Below are 17828 nucleotides of genomic sequence, written 5' to 3'. Positions count from 1 at the left end.
ATGGATTTGTAGGGTGCATCGGCGGCTTGTCAACCAGAGCTAAACACCCCAGGCTGGGCTTTTGAGCCGCAATGCACCGCTAGGATGCGGAGGTGGTGCATTGCGGCCATAACGGTGCATTCGCGAAGCAATGCACCCTAGGGTTGGCTTATTCCGTCGCCATCAGGGCAACCATGTCGTGGTGGGGGTGCCGCTCGGTGCTGCCGGGCCGATCCTGCCGGGTGATCAGGTCAAACACGTGGTCGCCCACCGCCGCGCGCACATCCGGCTCTAGCTCGTGGAACACATTGCGGTTGAGGGCAAAGGCCAGATTTGCCTCATCCACCAGCTGCTGGACCAGGATTTCATCGGCGGGCAGGGCATTGAGCGCTTCGCGGTACTTGAGCTTGAAGTCGCGCTTGGCCTCCACCGTGGGCAGCTGGTCAAACTCGTGCAGCCCAGTCCCCCGGTCGGGCGGCAGGCTCAGGGCCGATCGCACAATGTGACGCAGCCCCTGCCCACCGGACAGATCGCCCATGTAGCGCACGTAGGCATGGGCGACTAGCAGGGCGGGGTGGCTGGCCGAAACCTCCAGAATGCGGTTGACGTAGCGCAGCCCAGCGGGGGTGGCGGCAATGTCGTGCTGCCAGCGATCGCCGTAGTAGTAGGCCAGGTCATCCTCCAGCTTGGGCGTGCGCAGCAGTTCTGCAAAAATCATGGGTCCTACCACAGGATGGTCTCGGTGGCGGGCCATTTCGGCTTCCAGGGTGTTGTAGAGAAAGTAGAGGTCAGCGGTGAGCTTGCGGAAGGGTTCCAGCTCGACTATGCCCTTGAGAAAGCACTTCATGAAGGCCGTATTTTCAGACAGAGTATGGGAGGCTTGGGTGCCTTCGCGCAGTCGCTGAGCTAGGTCAGTCATAGCAATTCCTCGTCGGTAATAGGCTAAAATCTTTCAATCACTATACAGCGATTAAGTGGTTGGTCAATCGTTTTGGCTTAAGTTTTGTGTCTTTTGGGGCAGCCTAAATTGCTCAGGGTTGAACGAGTCCACGCCTTTACCCCTGGATATAAGCTTGAGAAGCCGCGTCCCGCGCAGGCAGCATTAGGTGCTGGCGGATGTCCTTGACTATTGATAGCTATTTAGTGATAAAGTGCTTTCAACTGTTTAGCCCGAAAAACCATGGTGACTGCCCTTTCTAAGTCAACCCCTCAGCCCGGTGACAGCTCGATTAAGACCGCGATCGAAGAAAATCTGCTGTCGCCTCGCTTCTACACCACCGACTTTGACCAAGCCGCCGCGATGGATCTGTCCCGCGAGGCGGAAGGAATCCAGACCATGCTGGAGGAAATGCGGGCCGACTACAACCGCTACCACTTCATTCGCGACGATTCCTTCAAGCAGGAGTGGGAGCACATTCAGGGAGAGGAGCGGCAGGCCTTTATTGACTACCTGGAGCGCTCCTGCGTGTCGGAGTTTTCGGGCTTTTTGCTGTTCAAGGAGCTGTCGCGTCGCCTCAAGGGCCGCAGCCCGGTGCTGGCCGAAATTTTTAGCCTGATGGCGCGGGACGAGGCTCGCCATGCCGGGTTTCTCAACAAGTGCATGCAGGACTTTCACATCTCTCTCGATCTGGCCAAGCTGACCAAAAACCGCACCTACACCTTTTTCCCGGTGGAGTGGATTGTCTACGCGGTGTACCTCTCCGAGAAAATCGGCTACTGGCGCTATATCCTCATCTACCGCCACCTGGAGCAGCATCCCGAACACAGCTTCTACCCGCTGTTCAACTACTTCGAGAGCTGGTGTCAGGATGAAAACCGCCACGGCGATATCTTTAAGGCGCTGGTGCGATCGCAGCCCACCATGTGGCAAACCTGGCAGGGCCGCCTCTGGAGCCGCTTTTTCCTGCTCTCGGTCTTTGCCACCCACAGCCTGACCGTCCACGAGCGGGCTAAATTTTACGAAATGCTGGGCCTAGACGCCACCGAGTTTGACACCCAGGTCGTGCGCAAAACCAACGACACCGCTGCCCGCGCTTTCCCCGTTTACCTAAACGTCGACCATCCCCAGTTCTTTCCCCGCCTGGAGCGGGCCGCCGCCCGCAACCTCAAAATCAAGCAGCTGATGGAAAGCTCGGCCCCTGGCTGGCTAAAGCAGCTGCGCAAGGCTCCCCTGGTGCTGGGCATCGTCGGCGACTTACTCCGCCTCTATTTAATTAAGCCCCTAGATGCCGAAGCCCTGCGCGGCACCATTCGTTAACCCCCGCTAGCCTAGGAGCGTAACGCCCCACGCCCCCACGCCCCCACGCCTCCACGCAATCTAGCGATCGCCATAACCTTCTGGCAAAGTCGCTCCGGTGAGGTCAGCCTGGGCCAGGGTTGCCCCAGTCAGGTCGGCCCCCTCTAGGTTTGCCCCCCGCAAAAGCACCCCGGTGAGGTCGGCGTAGCTGAGGTCGGCCCCGTGCAGGTTGGCCCCGCTCAGATCGGTTTTCGGCGCATCGGGGCGAAAGCTCTGGCCCAATTGGGCGCGGCAGAGCTTGGCCCCGGTCAAATTTGCCGCGCCCAGCTGGACGCCGCTCAGACTGGCATAGCTGAGGTTGGCCCCCTGCAAGTTGGCCCCAGCCAGGCTGGTTTGCTGGTCGGAGCTGGGGCGCAGGTCGGCCTCAATGAGCAGCGCTTGGGATAGATTGGCCTGCTGAAAATTGACCCCGCAGAGAATGGCTTTGATCAGGTTGGCGCCGCTCAGGTTGGCGCGCACAAACACTGCGCCGCTGAGATCGGCATCGCGCAGCTGGGCTTTGGGGCACTGGGTCTCGGTAAAGTCGGCTCCCCACAGCAGGGCTTCGCTGAGGTCAGCTCCGTTAAATACGCCCTGATTAAAGTGGGTGCGGCCCAGCCTGGCCTGGCGCAGGTCGCTGTGGCTAAAGTCAGCGCCGCTGAGGTTGGTTTGCAGCAGCTCGATTTCGACCAGCTTGAGGTGAGCGAAGGCGCGATCGCCCCCTAGGTAGCGCTCCAGCAGTTCCTCCGCATCCATAGGTCACCCGCACAAATACCTCAGCAGTGTACTGTACGCGGAGTGCAACAAAGCGCTGGGCTTAAGCCTTTGTGAAGACTCCAGAGAAATACCTAAAAAGCGATGAACTTCCCCGCCAGGCCCTGATCTTCACTGCTTCCCTGTGCCACCATCAGAACTATCGCGGGGAACGCAAACGCGATAGTTCACCGTTCTACCATTGCCTTCACATCTATCTGAAACTCGTTACTAGGGGGCTGCTGCTAGGGATGATTGAAGCGGCTTTATAGGGTGCCAGCCGTGACGTTCAGGGCCAGGCCTCTAAGGCTCGCGATCGCTCCCTCTCCCATGTCCTCGAACTAAACTCTGGGGCCAAAACAGGCTGCCTGGGTCGCTTGGATCAAGGGCTACAACAATCCTGGTTTAACCCGGTTTCCCTGGCCGGAGAACAATCGTCTCTTCAATACACATCGCCCATCAAAGGTCGCCGTTCGGTAGAGGCTTCTATCGACGGTCGCGTTTTGATGCCAAGACTACTGTAAACAACTATCGAAAACTGTAGGTTGATATGACTCTAGCTAAAAACCGCACTAAGCAATTTGCGCCTGGTCAGCACCAGGGGGCTTCGACCCAGACGACCCCTCAAAATTACTCTATAAATAAGCTAGATATTCCTGTAGATAGCCCACCCTTCTGCCGCGTGACCAATAATATCAAGCCTCTCCTTGAAAAAGTCTATCCCCCGGAAACCGCCGAGTGGTTGACCACAGAAATTTTTGCCCTGATTAAAGACACCCTCTGCCCGTCGGGCCGGGAAGACCTGAAAAAGTGGAACCACAACAACGTTCTGCTGATTACCTACGGCGACACCATCACCGATGGCAAGCGGGCTCCGCTGTCGGTGCTGGCTGAGTTTCTCGAAACCCACCTGTACGACACCGTTACTGGCGTTCACATTCTGCCCTTCTTTCCCTACAGCTCCGACGACGGCTTTGCCATCATCGACTACCTCAAGGTCAACCCCGAACTGGGCAGCTGGACCGACATTAAGCGTATTGCCACCAACTTCAACCTGATGGCCGACCTGGTGATTAACCACATCTCCAGCCAGCACGAGTGGTTTGAGCAGTTCAAGCAAAATCAGCTGCCAGGCCGCAACTACTTCATCACTGCCGACCCCAGCGAAGACCTGTCTCAGGTGGTGCGGCCCCGTAGCTCGCCCCTGCTCACGCCGGTCGAGACTACCGAGGGCGAAAAGCACGTGTGGACGACCTTCAGCGCCGACCAGGTCGATGTCAACTTTGAAAACCCCGACGTGCTGATCGAGTACGTCAAGATTATTCTCTCCTACGTCGAGGCGGGGGCGCGCTACATTCGCCTCGACGCGGTGGGCTTTTTGTGGAAAAAGCAGGGCACCAACTGTATCCATCTGCCCGAAACCCACGCCATAGTGCGCCTGTTTCGCGAGATTTTGCAGCTGGTGGACCCCGGTATTTCGCTGATTACCGAAACCAACGTGCCCAACCGTGAGAACCTGAGCTACTTCGGCAACCGCAACGAAGCCCACATGATCTACAACTTCAGCCTGCCGCCGCTGCTGCTGAACGCGCTCATGCAGGGTCGCTCAGACCACCTCAAAACCTGGATGATGAGCATGCCGCCGGCCCCCATTGGCTGCGCCTACTTTAACTTCACCGCCTCCCACGACGGCATTGGTATGCGCCCGGCTGAAGGGCTGCTCAGCGGCGACGAGTACGACCAGCTGATTGCCGCCATGCGCAACTTTGGCGGCAAAATCAGCATGCGCAGCCGCCCCGACGGCACCGAGTCGCCCTATGAAATCAATATCTCGCTGTTCGACGCCCTCAAGGGCACCGTCAAGGGCGAAGACCAGTGGCAGGTGGAGCGCTTTCTCTGCTCCCAGACCATCATGATGGCGCTGGAGGGCATTCCGGCCTTCTATATTCACAGCCTGCTGGCGACCCACAACTATACCGAAGGGGTTGAGGAAACAGGCCACAACCGCACCATCAACCGCTATAAGTGGGATCTCAAGACGCTGGAGACAGCTCTGGCCAACCCCACCACCGCCCACGCCAAGGTGCTGAATGAGCTCAAGCGGCTGATCAAAATTCGCCGTCAGCAGACCTCCTTCCACCCCAACGCCACCCAGTATACGCTGCACCCGATGAATCCGGCGCTGTTTGCCTTCTGGCGGCAGAGCCTGACCCGCGATCAGAGCATTTTCTCGGTGCACAACCTGAGCGACCAGCCCCAGGAGCTGCGCTTGAGCGATCTTAACCTGGTCAGCACCGACGACTGGTACGACCTGATCAGCGGCTACCGCTTTACCGATGATCGAGCGGTCTACGAGTTAGCCCCCTACCAGTCGGTGTGGATTACCAACAAGCCCAACTCGGCCCAGGACGACAGCATGCCAACGCTGTTGTAAAGCCAAGCTGCCAATCTAAAAGAAGCGGTGCCCTAATTTAGGACACCGCTTCTTTTGAATTGACTGAATTGACGGGGCTGCAAAAATGGGAAAATCTACTCTAGGAAGTTGCGATCGTCGTCGAGGCAGGCGTCCCAGCTGGCGGAGAGGGCGTCGGCGACCATGGCCTCTAGGGCGGCGGTGTTGAGTGATCGCGTAATGTGGTCGTGCATGGGGTCAGACAGCGGAATCAGGCGCAGCCGTCGGTTGTCTTGTACCAGATCGAAATGATTGCCGTCGGTATCGGTTTTGCCAATTTCTAGGCAATCAAAGCTGTAAACGTTGATATAAAGTGTATGATTAGCCACGAGCGTGGCCTGCTGACTGTCGGCAAAAACTTCCATGACCAGACCCTGGCCTTCGGAGAGTGGAATGCTGTCTTGAAAGTGGCGGTAACGCACCTGACCCAGGTCCTGCAGCAGCCTGAGCATGTCGGTTTTGTTGATGACGATCCCGCTATCAATCAGGCAGGGAGCGGGGATGCTCAAATTGCTGGCACGCTCGCGATTCATGGGTTTTTAACCACGCTACGTTAGCTGGTGGAGCAAACCTCGTGGCGATCGCTCCAGTGGGTCTATATCCACGATACTCGATATTGCTGGGAATGATCTGCCCGGCAATGGCTTAGCTCTGTGGAAAACCCTGAGCTAATTTTGCCAAAGGCCCGGGGGTTAAGCATTCCGCCAGAATGCTGAAGTCTCCGTAAGATTGCTGAAATGTTTTTTCACAGCGAAGAGGTGGATCCGTGAGCCCTTTGCCTCCGGCGAGACCTGGCGAGACGACCCCCAGACCCGGCTGGTTTGCCCGGCTGGGAGGATCCATATTGTTCTATACGAAGCTGCCCCTGCCGCCGGGGTGGGAGCCGCGCTTTGAGGGCATTGCCCCGCTGGCTCCGGTGGTGGGCCTGGGTCTGGGCCTAGGCCTGGTGGCGGTGGATTTTGCCCTGGCTCAGCTGGGTATGCCCCCGCTGACCCGCAGCGCCCTGGTAATTGGGCTGGGGGTGTGGCTGACCGGGGGCCTGCACCTGGATGGGGCGATGGATACCGCCGACGGGCTGGCGATGATGGACCCACAGCGGCGATTGGCGGTGATGGCCGACAGCCATACGGGGGCCTTTGGGGTGATGGCTGCGATCGCGATTCTCGGCCTTAAAACCCTGGCCCTGGCCGAGCTGGCTACGGGGCGCGGCTGGGTGCTGGTGGCGGCCATGGTGTGGGGGCGCTGGGGCCAGGTGGTGGCGATCGCTCGCTACCCCTACCTGCGGGCCGAGGGCAAAGGTGCACTGCATCGGCAGCACAGGCGATCGCCCCAGGACTGGCTACTAGGGCTAACGCTGGCGCTGGTGCTGCACGGCGCTTGGCTGTGGCGACACCCCGATCAGCGCTTGCTCATCGGCATTAGTCTGATCGGGGGACTCGTGCTGTCCGTTGCGCTTGGTGCCTGGCTGCACCAGCGTCTGGGGGGACACACGGGCGACACCTATGGGGCGATCGTGGAATGGACTGAAGCTCTGCTGCTCTGCCTGGTCACCATGGCGTAGGCCCGAATTGTTCTAGGTGGGCTTCATCCCCTAGTCAAACTATTCCTTTAGATATAGAAACCGATTAAATCTGATCTCCGTACTGTGAGTGATGCGGTGTCAGACAAGTGCTTGTTTGACACCGCACCCGCCAGCGGGGGCAGGCTCTATCCCCAGCTGACCCGTGCCTGAAAGGCCCTCGGGTTGAGAGCATTTGATTCGATTGCACTACTGTCAGGCTGAGCCTTCACCGGCTGAGTCCTACATTGTGGCGAGTAGTCAATGCTACTGGCTCCGCTGGATGGGTAGTACCCGCGCGCTCACGGCAATTGAAAGCCCTTTCAACGTTCGATCCTGCATCTATAAATGAGGACACCCATGCAACGTCTTATTGCTCTGACTGACAACAATTCGCTCATTTCCATCGACACCACAGACCTCAGCCAGTCGACATCTACCTCCATCACCGGCTTAGACAGCACCCTGCTGGGCATTGATGTGCGCCCCGCCGACGGCTTGCTCTATGGCCTCACCACCGCTAACAGCCTCTACACCATTGATGCCAGCAGCGGTGCAGCTACCCTGGTCAGCACCCTGTCAGTTCCCTTTGAGGGCGGCGTAGTCTCAGGCTTTGACTTCAACCCCGTGGCCGATCGCCTGCGGCTGGTGGGCGACAACGACCAGAACTTCCGCATCAATGTGGATACTGGTGACGTGACGGTCGATGGCACCCTGGCCTTTGGAGATGGCGATGCCAATACCAGTGTTAACCCCAACGTCACTGCCGCAGCCTACACCAACTCCTTTGCGGGCACCACCAGCACAGCGTTGTACGACATCGATCCGCTGCTCGACAGCCTGCTGCTGCAAAGCCCCCCCAACGACGGCACCCTGGTCACGGTGGGAGACCTGGGAATTGATTTTGATATTGTCGGTGGCTTTGACATTTTCTCCACCCCTGACGGTCAGAATTCGGCTTTTGCCGCCTCTGACGGCATGCTGTACGCCATTAATCTCGGCACCGGGGCCGCAACTAGCCTGGGCACCCTCGACCTGGGCAATAGCGGAAATTTGCTTGGCTTAGCGGCGATAGATACTGCGCCCTTGGCCCCAGACTTTTTGGCGCTGACCAGCAGCAACACCCTGCTAGGGTTTACCGCCGCTAACCCCGACAAAGTTAGCTCTCTGGAGGTCACTGGTCTGGAGGGCACTCTGCTGGGCATTGATGTGCGCCCCGCCGACGGCTTGCTCTATGGCCTCACCACCGCTAACAGCCTCTACACCATTGATACCAGCAGCGGTGCAGCTACCCTGGTCAGTACCCTGTCGATACCCTTTGGGGGCGGCGTAGTATCGGGCTTTGACTTCAACCCCGTAGCCGATCGCCTGCGGCTGGTGGGCGACAACGACCAGAACTTCCGCATCAATGTGGATACTGGAGATGTAACGGTTGATGGCACCCTGGCCTTTGGAGATGGCGATGCCAATGCCAGGGTTAACCCCAACATCACTGCCGCAGCCTATACCAACTCCTTTGCGGGCACCACCAGCACAGCGTTGTACGACATCGATCCGCTGCTCGACAGCCTGCTGCTGCAAAGCCCCCCCAACGACGGCACCCTGGTCACGGTGGGAGACCTGGGAATTGATTTTGATATTGTTGGTGGCTTTGACATTTTCTCCACCCCTGACGGTCAGAATTCGGCTTTTGCCGCCTCTGACGGCATGCTGTACGCCATTAATCTCGGCACCGGGGCCGCAACTAGCCTGGGCACCTTTAGTGCAGAAACTGACGATCTTCTTGGATTTGTGGCGCTGTCTAACCCATTGGGAGGTGCCCTGGGTGATGATCCCAAAGCTGGTTACACAGCGGCTGGCAGCGGAGACGACCTGCTGAATTCAGTGGGTCTGGATTTGGGGGCGATCGCCGCCGATCTTCCCGGCGGTCAAGCTCTGTTGAGCGGCCTGGGCGACCTGCTGATGACCTTAGAGATACCATCTCTAAATGCAGACAGCCTGGCTGCCCTCGGCATCACGGTTCCCGAAGGTGTGGCCCTCGATGCGCTGCTGCCTCAGGCTGACATCAACAGCGTGATCGGTGGTTTACAGGCCGAGATCGCCGCAGCACTATCGGTCTAAGGCTCCGCGCAGAAGCCGGGTTTCTTCCCTATGCTATGCACCCAATCCAGAACTATAGCCGTAGAAACTCGGTTTCTGAAGGACGCGATCGCCTTCCCCAGTTAACTGTCACCGAACTGTCATCGAATTGCGCCCAGCGTATTCTTCCAGCTCAGCTCTTTGCCCAGCACCAGCAGCGCCTTTTGGTCGGCCCCGGTAAATAGATCGCTCTCCACTAGCTCCGCCAGCACCTGCTGGGCCAGCTGAGCGGCAAACATGCCCCCCGATCGCAGCAGATGGCTGTAGTAGCTGAACTGGGTCTGCCCCTGATCATTGCAGTGGAAGCTGTGAATCTGCTCCGGCAGCATTTTGTAAACCGAGGTGTTGGCGGGCACGACCACCTGGGGAATGCCCTGCTTGCCGTGGAATTTCCCATTTTTGCCCTCCATGCTGCCGATCAGTACTACCCCCAGCAGCGTGCGGGTTTCCTGTACCAGGTCGGGGGTAAACAGGGGGTCGGGCTCACTGGAGAGCCGGGGGCCGCTGTTGAAGAAGAGCGGATTGAACAGCTGCGAGTTGTAGACCAGACCTACGGCCCAGTGGCGATCGCTGTCAAAGCTGACAAATTGGCCAAAACCACAGTCCTCAGGCGATGGCGGCGAGCAGACATCCTGGGCATCGTCAACCTGCACGACATAGTCGCAGTGGGAGTTGGACTTTACCACTTTGCCGAGGCGGCAGCGGGTTGGAGCCGGAGTAAACAAATCCATAGCACGCTCTAGCAGAACATGGGTACTTATTGTAGTGGGTTTTTAGCCACCGACGGCCCCTTGGGGCGGGTCAAACCTTCAGAACACCTGAGTAGAGCTATGGGCCTGTAAATTTTCCAGTCTTTCATCACGCCCGCAGTTTCATGACCATCAGGGGAATCCCGCTCAAAATCAGCAAACCAACTAGCAAATAGTTGCCCTGCCTTAGATCAAAATCCCGCAGCACCATCTTCCACCGCAGCTTCATTAAATAGCGGCCCAGCACGACATCGAACAGCCCCATAAAAATAGCGAGGAAGAGACCCACGGCCAACAGCCCCCCCACTGAGTCAATACCCAGGCTCGGAATCCAGAAATAGCAGATGGCAAACAGAATCAACGTACCGCTGATCAGGCTAACCTGCTTTGCCTTTTTCGTGCCAAGCCTGGGGGCGACAACCGCATTGCGCAAAATACCGTGCAGGGTCTCAGCTCCAGCCAGGGTAAACCCGAGAAACAGCAGCTCCAGGACAAATCTCATTTAGCTGGCCTGTGGCTTTGGGGTGAATGGCCGATCTACAGCTGAAACCCTTCATTAAAGTCGCTGCGGGTCATGGGCTGGCTAATTTCAAGGCCCTCTCCCCCCAGCAGGGTGAGCGGCTTACCGTCCACAGAAATCCACACCGGGGCATCGGGATTAAAGGCCGTGGCGGTGTAGATCACCTGCCCCAGGCGGCCTACCATTGCTGCGCTGCCGCCGCCGCTTTCAAAGCTGCCGGACAGGTCAACATGAACGCCGTCTGCTTCTACGGTGGCAGCGATCAGCTCAGTTTGCTCGGGAATGGTGGTAAACGCCTCCTGGCTGGGGTCCCCCGCCTTAGAGAGCAGATCTTTAAATGCGGTGGTCACCTGCTCCGACGGGGAAGCATCGGCGGCGACGGTGATGGGTTGGGCCACCAGCTTTAGGTTTGTCCCTTCATCCTTGAGCCAGTAGATTTGGCCGCTTACCTCAGCGGCGGCGGGCTGGTTTACGGTGTCTTTGGGGACCGTTGGCTCGGCGCTGGGGGCGGTTACTGGATCTGCGACCTTCGGCAGCGACAGCATGGGGTCGGTTTCGATGTCGATTTTTGGAAACTCTGCTACCGGGGGCGTGGGGTTGAGGGCATGCCAGGTAAACCAGGCAACGGACCCGCCCGATGCCAGCACTAGGGTGGTTAACCCGGTCAGAATGCCGAGGGGAATTTGCCTTAGCTTGTCTCTGTAGTGCATGGTACGTTACCAAACGGGGTCATAATCCTAGCCTAGATCACCCCAGGTCAACCTAGGGAAGAGGGGTGACAGCTGCTTGAGCGGTCTGCCGTGTTGAGATCTGTCGTGTTGAGATCTGGGGTGTTGAGATTTGGCGCGTTGAGACTTGGCGCCTCAGGAAAGGAGAGGTTGGCTCTATTCTGGCAAAGATGGCCATATCTAGCTCATTGTCACGCACTTTAAAGTTGATCACGCGGGCGATCACGCCCAGGGGCTCTAGCCGTCGCAGCGTGAGCTGTTCCTGAGCGCCCTGCACGAAGGATTCGAGCAGCTGGGGCGGGGTCTCTTCGCCATCGACGGTAATGGTAGGATCCACCAGGGCAAACCGATGGCCGTTGAGAACGCTCAGCCCCAGGTCGATCTCGATCGGAATGGTTTCCTGGGTGACTCGGTCCTGGAGATCGACCTGGATGCGAAAGCGATCGCCCTCTAAAAACCTCAGCGATGGGTTGGCCAGGCCGTAGCGGTTTTGCTCGCGCGCGCCCGCCGCCCCCGGCAGGGTAAATTCTAGGGTGTTGAGCCAGGTTTGCACCAGGGGCGACTGAAAGAACGCATTTAAATCGTCGTCTTTGAGGCGCAGGCGCAGGGCCGCCTGGGCCGGTCGATCCAGCACCAGTTCCCCCCGCCGCAGCCGACCCAGATCGACATCCACCGGGTCGGTTTCCAAATCAATCGAGTCAATGCGCAGACCGGGCAGCTGCCGAGTTTCTACCCCGCGAGCGGCAATCAGGGTGTGCTCAATGCGGCCGTTGGCGAGCTGGTAGTTGGGCACATTGTCGATCCGCACCTGGAGGTCTTCGGCCCCGGCCAGCTGGCCGCGCAGGGCGGTCTCGGCCAGGGTATCGACCACCACGCCCCCCGTAGCCGCTACGCCCAACAGGGTCGAGAGAAGAATCGTGATCAGTTCCATGACCTGTCCTGCGGGGTAGTTGGGATGGGGTAGGCGCTACCGGCTGGCCAATAATTCGTCATCAATCCAGCCCTTGACCAGGGCCACTACCGAGCCCAGGGCCACTTCCTGCACAATGCCCGTGGCCCGCTCGACCACCTCGACCTTGCCGTCGCCCAAAGCCCGCCCGGTGACAATGCGGTAGGGAATGCCGATCAGATCGGCGTCTTTGAACTTGACCCCGGCCCGCTCGTCGCGATCGTCGAGCAGGGCCTCGACCCCCACCGCCAGCAGCTCCTTGTAGATGGCCTTGGCGGCTTCGACCTGGAGATCGTCGCCCATGTTGGGAATCACCACGATCGCCTGGTAGGGCGCGATCGCCACCGGCCAGACAATGCCGTGTTTGTCGAAGGACTGCTCCACCGCCGCCTGGGCCAGGCGCGACACGCCGACCCCGTAGCAGCCCATCACCAGGGGCAGCTCGGCCCCGTTTTCGTCGGTGTAGGTGGCCCCCATGGCCTGGGAGTATTTGGTGCCGAGCTGAAAGATGTGGCCAATCTCAATGCCCCGCGCGGTTTGCAGGGTTTGGCTGGGGTCGTGCAGGGCGCGATCGCCCGCCGCCGCCTTGCGCACGTCCACAACTTTTTTGGGCAGGGTAAACTCCTTGCCCCAGCTGCCGCCCACGGTGTGGTAGCCCGACTCGTTGGAGCCGGTGACGAAGTTTTTGAGAGGTTCAGCGGTGCGATCGACCAGCCGCAGAAACTTAGGCTCCATATCCTTGCCGCCCTCAATATAGTCATCGCCCAGGTCCGGGGCCATGTAGCCGAGGGGCAGGGGCTTTGCCGCCCACTGGCGCTGGGCCTCTGCATCGGGCACGCCCAGGGCGATGACGGCGGCCCCGCCGTAGTCAGCGGCCAGCTTGGTGAGTTCGTTGGTCAGCTTGACTTCGTTGACATCCTGGTCGCCGCGAATACTGACCAGCACCAGCAGCACCCGGCCATTGTCGAATACCACCTGGTACAGCACATTCTTGACGATCTGGGTGGGCGAGCACTTGAGAAATTTGGCCAGCGACTCAATCGTGGGGGTGTTGGGGGTCTCCAGCTTTTCAAATTTGGTAAAGGTAGAGGGCACCGCATCGGCCGGGCGAGAGACCGCTTTCTCCACGTTGGCGGCGTACTTGCCGTCTTCGGTATAGAGCACTTCGTCTTCGCCTGCTTCCGCCAGCACCATAAACTCGGTCGAGCCCGATCCCCCGATCGCCCCCGAATCCGCATCCACCGCCCGAAACTCCAGCCCGCAGCGGCGCAGAATGTTGCTGTAGGCGGTATACATCTCCTGGTAGGTGGCCTTCAGGCTGCTCTCGTCGGTGTGGAAGGAGTAGCCGTCCTTCATAATGAACTCGCGCCCGCGCAGGAGGCCGAAGCGGGGCCGAATCTCATCGCGAAACTTGGTCTGAATTTGGTACAGATGCAGGGGCAGCTGCCGGTAGGAGCGAACCATGTCGCGGGCAACGGCGGTGATTACCTCCTCGTGGGTGGGGCCGAGACCGACCTCCTGCTGACGGCGATCGATCAGCGAAAACATAATGCCTTCGGCCTTGGTGTAGGTCTCCCACCGACCCGACTCGCGCCACAGCTCGGCGGGCTGAAGCTGGGGCAGCAGGCACTCCTGAGCGCCAGTGGCGTTCATTTCATCGCGCACAATATCTGAGACTTTGTTCAGCACTCGCCACAGCAGGGGCAAATAGGCATAAACCCCGCTGGCAATACGACGCATGTAGCCCGCCCGCAGCAGCAGCTTGTGGCTGGGGAGTTCGGCCTCTGCCGGTTCTTCCCGCAGGGTGACAAACAGCATTTGGGATAGACGCATGGGGGTCTCCAAGGAGGAACGGAGAGTGCTCGACGGGGAGGACTCATAGAGCATAGTAAACGAGGACGGTCGGCCCTTCTATAGCCTAGGCTGCACCCAATCGGCCAGAGCCGCCTTCAGGAATGGTAAAGAAATCCGCTACAGTGTCTAGACAGCCATTCTAGAATCGTTGCCGGGGCGTTGCCCCTAAAATCCACAGAATTGTTGTATTCCCAGGCTGCGGCATCTACCCCACCGTTCCTGAAAATAGCCCTGGCCAGGAAGCAAACCCGCGCCAGCGGGGCACCTGCAACGCCTCTTTGCGCCAGGCCTACCGTCCCACGTGTTCCCCTAATCTATGAAAAAAGTATTCGTCCTCGATACCAACGTATTGCTCCATGACCCCATGGCAATGTTCAGGTTTGAGGACAATGATGTGGTGTTGCCCATCACTATTATTGAAGAGCTCGATCGCTTCAAGAAAGGCACCGCCGACACGGGTCGCAACGCCCGCTACGTATCGCGAACCCTGGACGAGCTGCGCCAGCAGGGTTCGCTGGTGCAGGGGATTGATCTAGAGCAGGGCGGCACCCTCAAGGTAGCGCTCTGCCACCGCGATACCCTGCGCCAGCTGCCCGCCGAGCTAGAGGGGGACCAGGGCGACAATGCTATTTTGGCGGTGGCTCTGGAGTACAAGCACCACCACGACATGCCCGTGGTGCTGGTCAGCAAAGACACCAACCTGCGCATCAAGGCCGATGCCGTGGGGCTGGTGGCCGAAGACTACGAAACCGACAAGATTGACTACGACGAGCTCTACACCGGCACCCTGGAGGTGATGACCTCCGCTGAGGCGATTAGCCAGATGTTTGGGGATGGCCATCTGAAGCTGGAGATCCCTCTCTACCCCAACCAGTCTGTCACCCTGGTGGATCAGGCTAACCCGGCCCACACGGCCCTAGCCCTGGTGCAGGGCAGCAGCGGCAAGCTGGTGCCCCTCAGCAAGCTGCCCCACGCCGGGGTATCGCGGGTGCAGCCCCGCAACCGCGAGCAGCGCTTTGCCTTTGAGCTGCTGCTGCAAGACTCGATTTCGATGGTGACGCTGGTGGGCAAGGCGGGCACGGGAAAGACGCTGCTGGCGATCGCCGCCGGGGTGCAAAAGGTTGCCGACGAGCGACTCTACTCGCGCCTGCTGATCGCCCGCCCGATTGTGCCCCTGGGCCGCGACATTGGCTACCTGCCCGGCGACATTCGCGACAAGCTCAACCCCTGGATGCAGCCCCTCTACGACAACTTTGACCTGATCTTTGGCACCCAGGACATGCGCGGTCGCCCCGAGCACTGGCGGCGCGGCCACGAGGAAATGATCGACCAGGGCCTACTGCAAATCGAGCCGCTCACCTACATTCGAGGGCGATCGATTCCCAAGCAGTTTTTAGTGGTCGATGAAGCCCAAAACCTCACCCCCCACGAGGTCAAAACCATTCTCACCCGCGCCGGGGAGGGCACCAAGATCATTCTCACGGGCGACCCCGAGCAGATCGACAACCCCTACGTCGATGCCTCCAGCAATGGCCTCACCTACGTGGTCGAGCGGTTTAAGGGCGAAACGCTGGCGGCGCACATTAGCCTCACCAAAGGCGAGCGATCGAGCCTGGCCGAGCGGGCGGCGCTGCTGCTGTAGTGCCTATCGCGATGACTTAGACGGCCCGGCTGTGGCGCGATGGGCAAAGGGCGGCCCAAGCGGGCCAGCGCGATCGCTCACGGCCATAGTTATGAGAGGCCTTCATGTTCAGCAATAAAACGCCATCCAAGTCAACGGCAAACCGCATTAATAGAAACAGACAGTCGCCCTGAGCCCCCCGTTTCTTAACCCTTTTTGAACGCAGATTAACCTTTATGCGCAGTCCCCAAAGCCCCGAAATAACTTGTTAGGATCGCCAGCAAACCAATAGCAACGGGAGATTCTATGACTCGCTTCCTCGTAGCCGTAGTCGATGGTGCCAAAGCTCGGTTCTTAACTTTAGAGCCTGTGGCCACCCCAGATTTAGAGTCTGGCCCCGATTTAATTAAACGTTGCGAACTGGCGAACCCGGCTATAGAAATGTCGGGCCAGGACCTGTGGGCCAATACCAAAACGGGGCGCAACCGGGGCAACGGCAGCCGAGGCCACAGCTATGACGATCATCGGGGCAATCACCTGGTGGAGTTTGAGCGTCGCTTTGCCCAGGCCATTGGGGCACAGATAGAGGCTCTGATCGCAGCGCACGATCTCAACACTTTAGTGCTGGCGGCAGAACCCCAAATTTTAGGTATTTTGCGCGAGTGTTTGGCCGGGGCAAACAGCCGATTTCAGGTGCAGGAACTGGCCAAAGATCTGTGCCGAATGAAGCCCCGACAGCTGCAAGAGTATCTGGCTCAAAAGGGCCTGTTGCCCAATCGCCAGGTTGCGATGGCCACGGTTAGGGTGCGGCGGTAACAGCGCCATGCCCCCGAGACCGCTAAGCCAGTTCGAGGCGGCCCTTCACCGCAACGGCTGCTCCATCAGGGCCAGCGCTTCGGTGAAGGGCAGGGGGTGACTAAACAAAAACCCCTGGCCGATGTCGCAGCCCATAGCTTGCAGGGCGGACATTTGGCTGGGGGTTTCGATGCCCTCGGCCACGGTGGGCAGGCCCAGCTGGCGGGCGATGTCAATGATAGAACCCACTAAAATTTTGGCGCGATCGCTGCTGCACAGCTTTTGAATAAATGACTTGTCGATTTTAAGGCAGTCGATCTCGCAGCGCTCTAGGTAGTTGAGGCTGGAGTAGCCGGTGCCAAAGTCATCAAGGGAAACCTCAAACCCGGCGGCACGGCATTTGTCAATCGAGTCAATGGCCTCTACCTCGTCTAAAAAAATGCGCTCGGTCACTTCTAGCTTGATTTGGCGGGCGCTCACCCCGTGGCGCTGGGTACAGTCCATCAGCCGATCAAAAAAGTCGGGCTGCTGAAACTGCCGCACCGAAATATTGATGCTGACAAAGAAGTTGGTATTTTTTTGTGCTTGGCGATCGAGCTGGGTTTGGAAGCGCTTCAGGTCAGCGCAGGAATGCTCTAGTATCCAATCGCCCATGGGTAAGATCAGCGATGTTTCTTCTGCTATGGCAATAAATTGCTGGGGGCCTACCAGGCCGCGCTGGGGGCACTGCCACCGCAGCAGAGACTCAAACCCAATTATTTTTTGATCGCTCAAATTAAACAGCGGTTGGTACATGAGAAAAAGCTCGTCATTGCGCACCGCATTTTGCAGATCGGCTTCCAGCTTAATATCTTCTAAAATTTGCTGATACTGCTGATTTTTAACGTAGGATTTTTCGGTGACGGCCGGACTGGGCAGGCCAATTTGAGGATCGGACAGGGTTTTGAGGTAGGCGCTGTAGGCCCGGTTGCGGTGCAGCGACATGGAGATGAACAGCCTTACCATCGGCGACGACGACTCAATCCGCTCGGCCACCTGAGCCGCAGACACCACGATGCAGCGGCAGGGGCAAAGGGCCTTGGCCGAAGCCGACCTAGGTGAGGCGTCAATAATGCCCATTTCGCCAAAAATGTCGCCCGGCCCTAGCACGTTTAGCTGGAGAGAGTCTTCCCCAGCACCCACAAAAATTTCGACGTATCCCGACTCAATAATGTAGGCCCGGTCGGCAGAACTTCCCTCTACAAAAATGGTTTCTCCGGCGCTAAACAGCCGAATATTGCATTCGGGCGACACGGCAATGTCGGCTACCAGGGCACTGCTGTCGGCTTCTGGAGAGATGACTTCTGGGGCGGCTGGCCCCTTCGCCGCAAACAAACTGGCTAGGGAAGTGGCATTTTTCATGGCAGGAACGATTTTCGGAGGCTATGTCTTAGCATCTCCTATTTCCTGGGAGTCA

Annotated in this window: 15 protein-coding genes; 6 read left to right on the top strand and 9 right to left on the bottom strand. The window is 58.7% G+C overall.

From position 1 onward, the window contains the following. Positions 1-148: 148 nt before the first annotated feature. Positions 149-898, bottom strand: coding sequence for a biliverdin-producing heme oxygenase (locus tag LEPTO7104_RS0106925; protein WP_017297828.1), 750 nt, complete (start codon positions 896-898; stop codon positions 149-151). Positions 899-1159: 261 nt separating this feature from the next. Between LEPTO7104_RS0106925 and acsF the strand changes: the two genes are divergently transcribed. After that, positions 1160-2236, top strand: coding sequence for a magnesium-protoporphyrin IX monomethyl ester (oxidative) cyclase (gene acsF / locus LEPTO7104_RS0106920; protein ID WP_017297827.1), 1077 nt, complete (start codon positions 1160-1162; stop codon positions 2234-2236). A gap of 60 nt (positions 2237-2296) precedes the next feature. Here acsF and hetL read toward each other — a convergent pair whose 3' ends face one another. Further along, positions 2297-3010 (bottom strand): heterocyst differentiation pentapeptide repeat protein HetL, encoded by a 714-nt coding sequence (gene hetL, locus LEPTO7104_RS0106915; protein WP_017297826.1) that lies wholly within the window; start codon positions 3008-3010, stop codon positions 2297-2299. A 547-nt stretch (positions 3011-3557) separates the two neighbouring features. On the opposite strand from hetL, the gene LEPTO7104_RS0106910 reads away from it, so the two are divergent. Further along, complete coding sequence (locus tag LEPTO7104_RS0106910; protein WP_083887018.1) at positions 3558-5441, top strand: alpha-amylase family glycosyl hydrolase; 1884 nt, start codon at positions 3558-3560, stop codon at positions 5439-5441. Positions 5442-5536: 95 nt separating this feature from the next. Here LEPTO7104_RS0106910 and LEPTO7104_RS0106905 read toward each other — a convergent pair whose 3' ends face one another. Beyond that, on the bottom strand, positions 5537-5992 hold the full coding sequence (locus LEPTO7104_RS0106905) for a hypothetical protein (RefSeq protein ID WP_017297824.1): 456 nt from the start codon (positions 5990-5992) through the stop codon (positions 5537-5539). Between the two features lie 296 nt (positions 5993-6288). Between LEPTO7104_RS0106905 and cobS the strand changes: the two genes are divergently transcribed. Next, complete coding sequence (gene cobS / locus LEPTO7104_RS0106900) at positions 6289-7020, top strand: adenosylcobinamide-GDP ribazoletransferase (protein ID WP_026072449.1); 732 nt, start codon at positions 6289-6291, stop codon at positions 7018-7020. A gap of 357 nt (positions 7021-7377) precedes the next feature. Further along, complete coding sequence (locus LEPTO7104_RS41565; RefSeq protein WP_017297822.1) at positions 7378-9138, top strand: DUF4394 domain-containing protein; 1761 nt, start codon at positions 7378-7380, stop codon at positions 9136-9138. 119 nt (positions 9139-9257) lie between these two features. On the opposite strand, the gene LEPTO7104_RS0106890 is transcribed toward LEPTO7104_RS41565, so the two are convergent. The 5 genes from LEPTO7104_RS0106890 to LEPTO7104_RS0106870 form a co-directional block, all read right to left on the bottom strand. Continuing rightward, positions 9258-9887 (bottom strand): DUF8166 family protein, encoded by a 630-nt coding sequence (locus tag LEPTO7104_RS0106890; RefSeq protein ID WP_017297821.1) that lies wholly within the window; start codon positions 9885-9887, stop codon positions 9258-9260. Between the two features lie 127 nt (positions 9888-10014). Then, positions 10015-10407, bottom strand: a complete 393-nt coding sequence (locus tag LEPTO7104_RS0106885; protein ID WP_017297820.1) for a hypothetical protein — start codon at positions 10405-10407, stop codon at positions 10015-10017. 35 nt (positions 10408-10442) lie between these two features. Further along, positions 10443-11135: a GerMN domain-containing protein gene (locus LEPTO7104_RS0106880; RefSeq protein ID WP_017297819.1), complete on the bottom strand. Its 693-nt coding sequence runs from the start codon at positions 11133-11135 to the stop codon at positions 10443-10445. A 52-nt stretch (positions 11136-11187) separates the two neighbouring features. Continuing rightward, positions 11188-12084, bottom strand: a complete 897-nt coding sequence (locus LEPTO7104_RS33045) for an LmeA family phospholipid-binding protein (RefSeq protein ID WP_017297818.1) — start codon at positions 12082-12084, stop codon at positions 11188-11190. Positions 12085-12120: 36 nt separating this feature from the next. Next, the gene (locus tag LEPTO7104_RS0106870) at positions 12121-13935 is read right to left on the bottom strand and encodes a proline--tRNA ligase (RefSeq protein WP_026072448.1); all 1815 of its coding nucleotides are present in this window, start codon (positions 13933-13935) and stop codon (positions 12121-12123) included. Positions 13936-14272: 337 nt separating this feature from the next. Here LEPTO7104_RS0106870 and LEPTO7104_RS0106865 point away from each other — a divergent pair, with 337 nt between their 5' ends. Together LEPTO7104_RS0106865 and LEPTO7104_RS0106860 are read left to right on the top strand one after the other, a co-directional pair. Then, entirely contained in the window at positions 14273-15598 is a 1326-nt protein-coding gene (locus tag LEPTO7104_RS0106865; RefSeq protein WP_017297816.1) for a PhoH family protein, read from the top strand. Between the two features lie 285 nt (positions 15599-15883). Continuing rightward, complete coding sequence (locus LEPTO7104_RS0106860; RefSeq protein WP_017297815.1) at positions 15884-16393, top strand: host attachment protein; 510 nt, start codon at positions 15884-15886, stop codon at positions 16391-16393. A gap of 45 nt (positions 16394-16438) precedes the next feature. On the opposite strand, the gene LEPTO7104_RS33040 is transcribed toward LEPTO7104_RS0106860, so the two are convergent. After that, on the bottom strand, positions 16439-17773 hold the full coding sequence (locus tag LEPTO7104_RS33040) for an EAL domain-containing protein (RefSeq protein WP_017297814.1): 1335 nt from the start codon (positions 17771-17773) through the stop codon (positions 16439-16441). Positions 17774-17828: the final 55 nt, after the last annotated feature.

Origin of the sequence: Nodosilinea nodulosa PCC 7104, from assembly GCF_000309385.1 — a bacterium.
Lineage (GTDB): Bacteria > Cyanobacteriota > Cyanobacteriia > Phormidesmidales > Phormidesmidaceae > Nodosilinea > Nodosilinea nodulosa.
The sequence above is the reverse complement of the archived record's forward strand: the minus strand, read 5'-3'. Positions and strand labels throughout refer to the sequence as shown.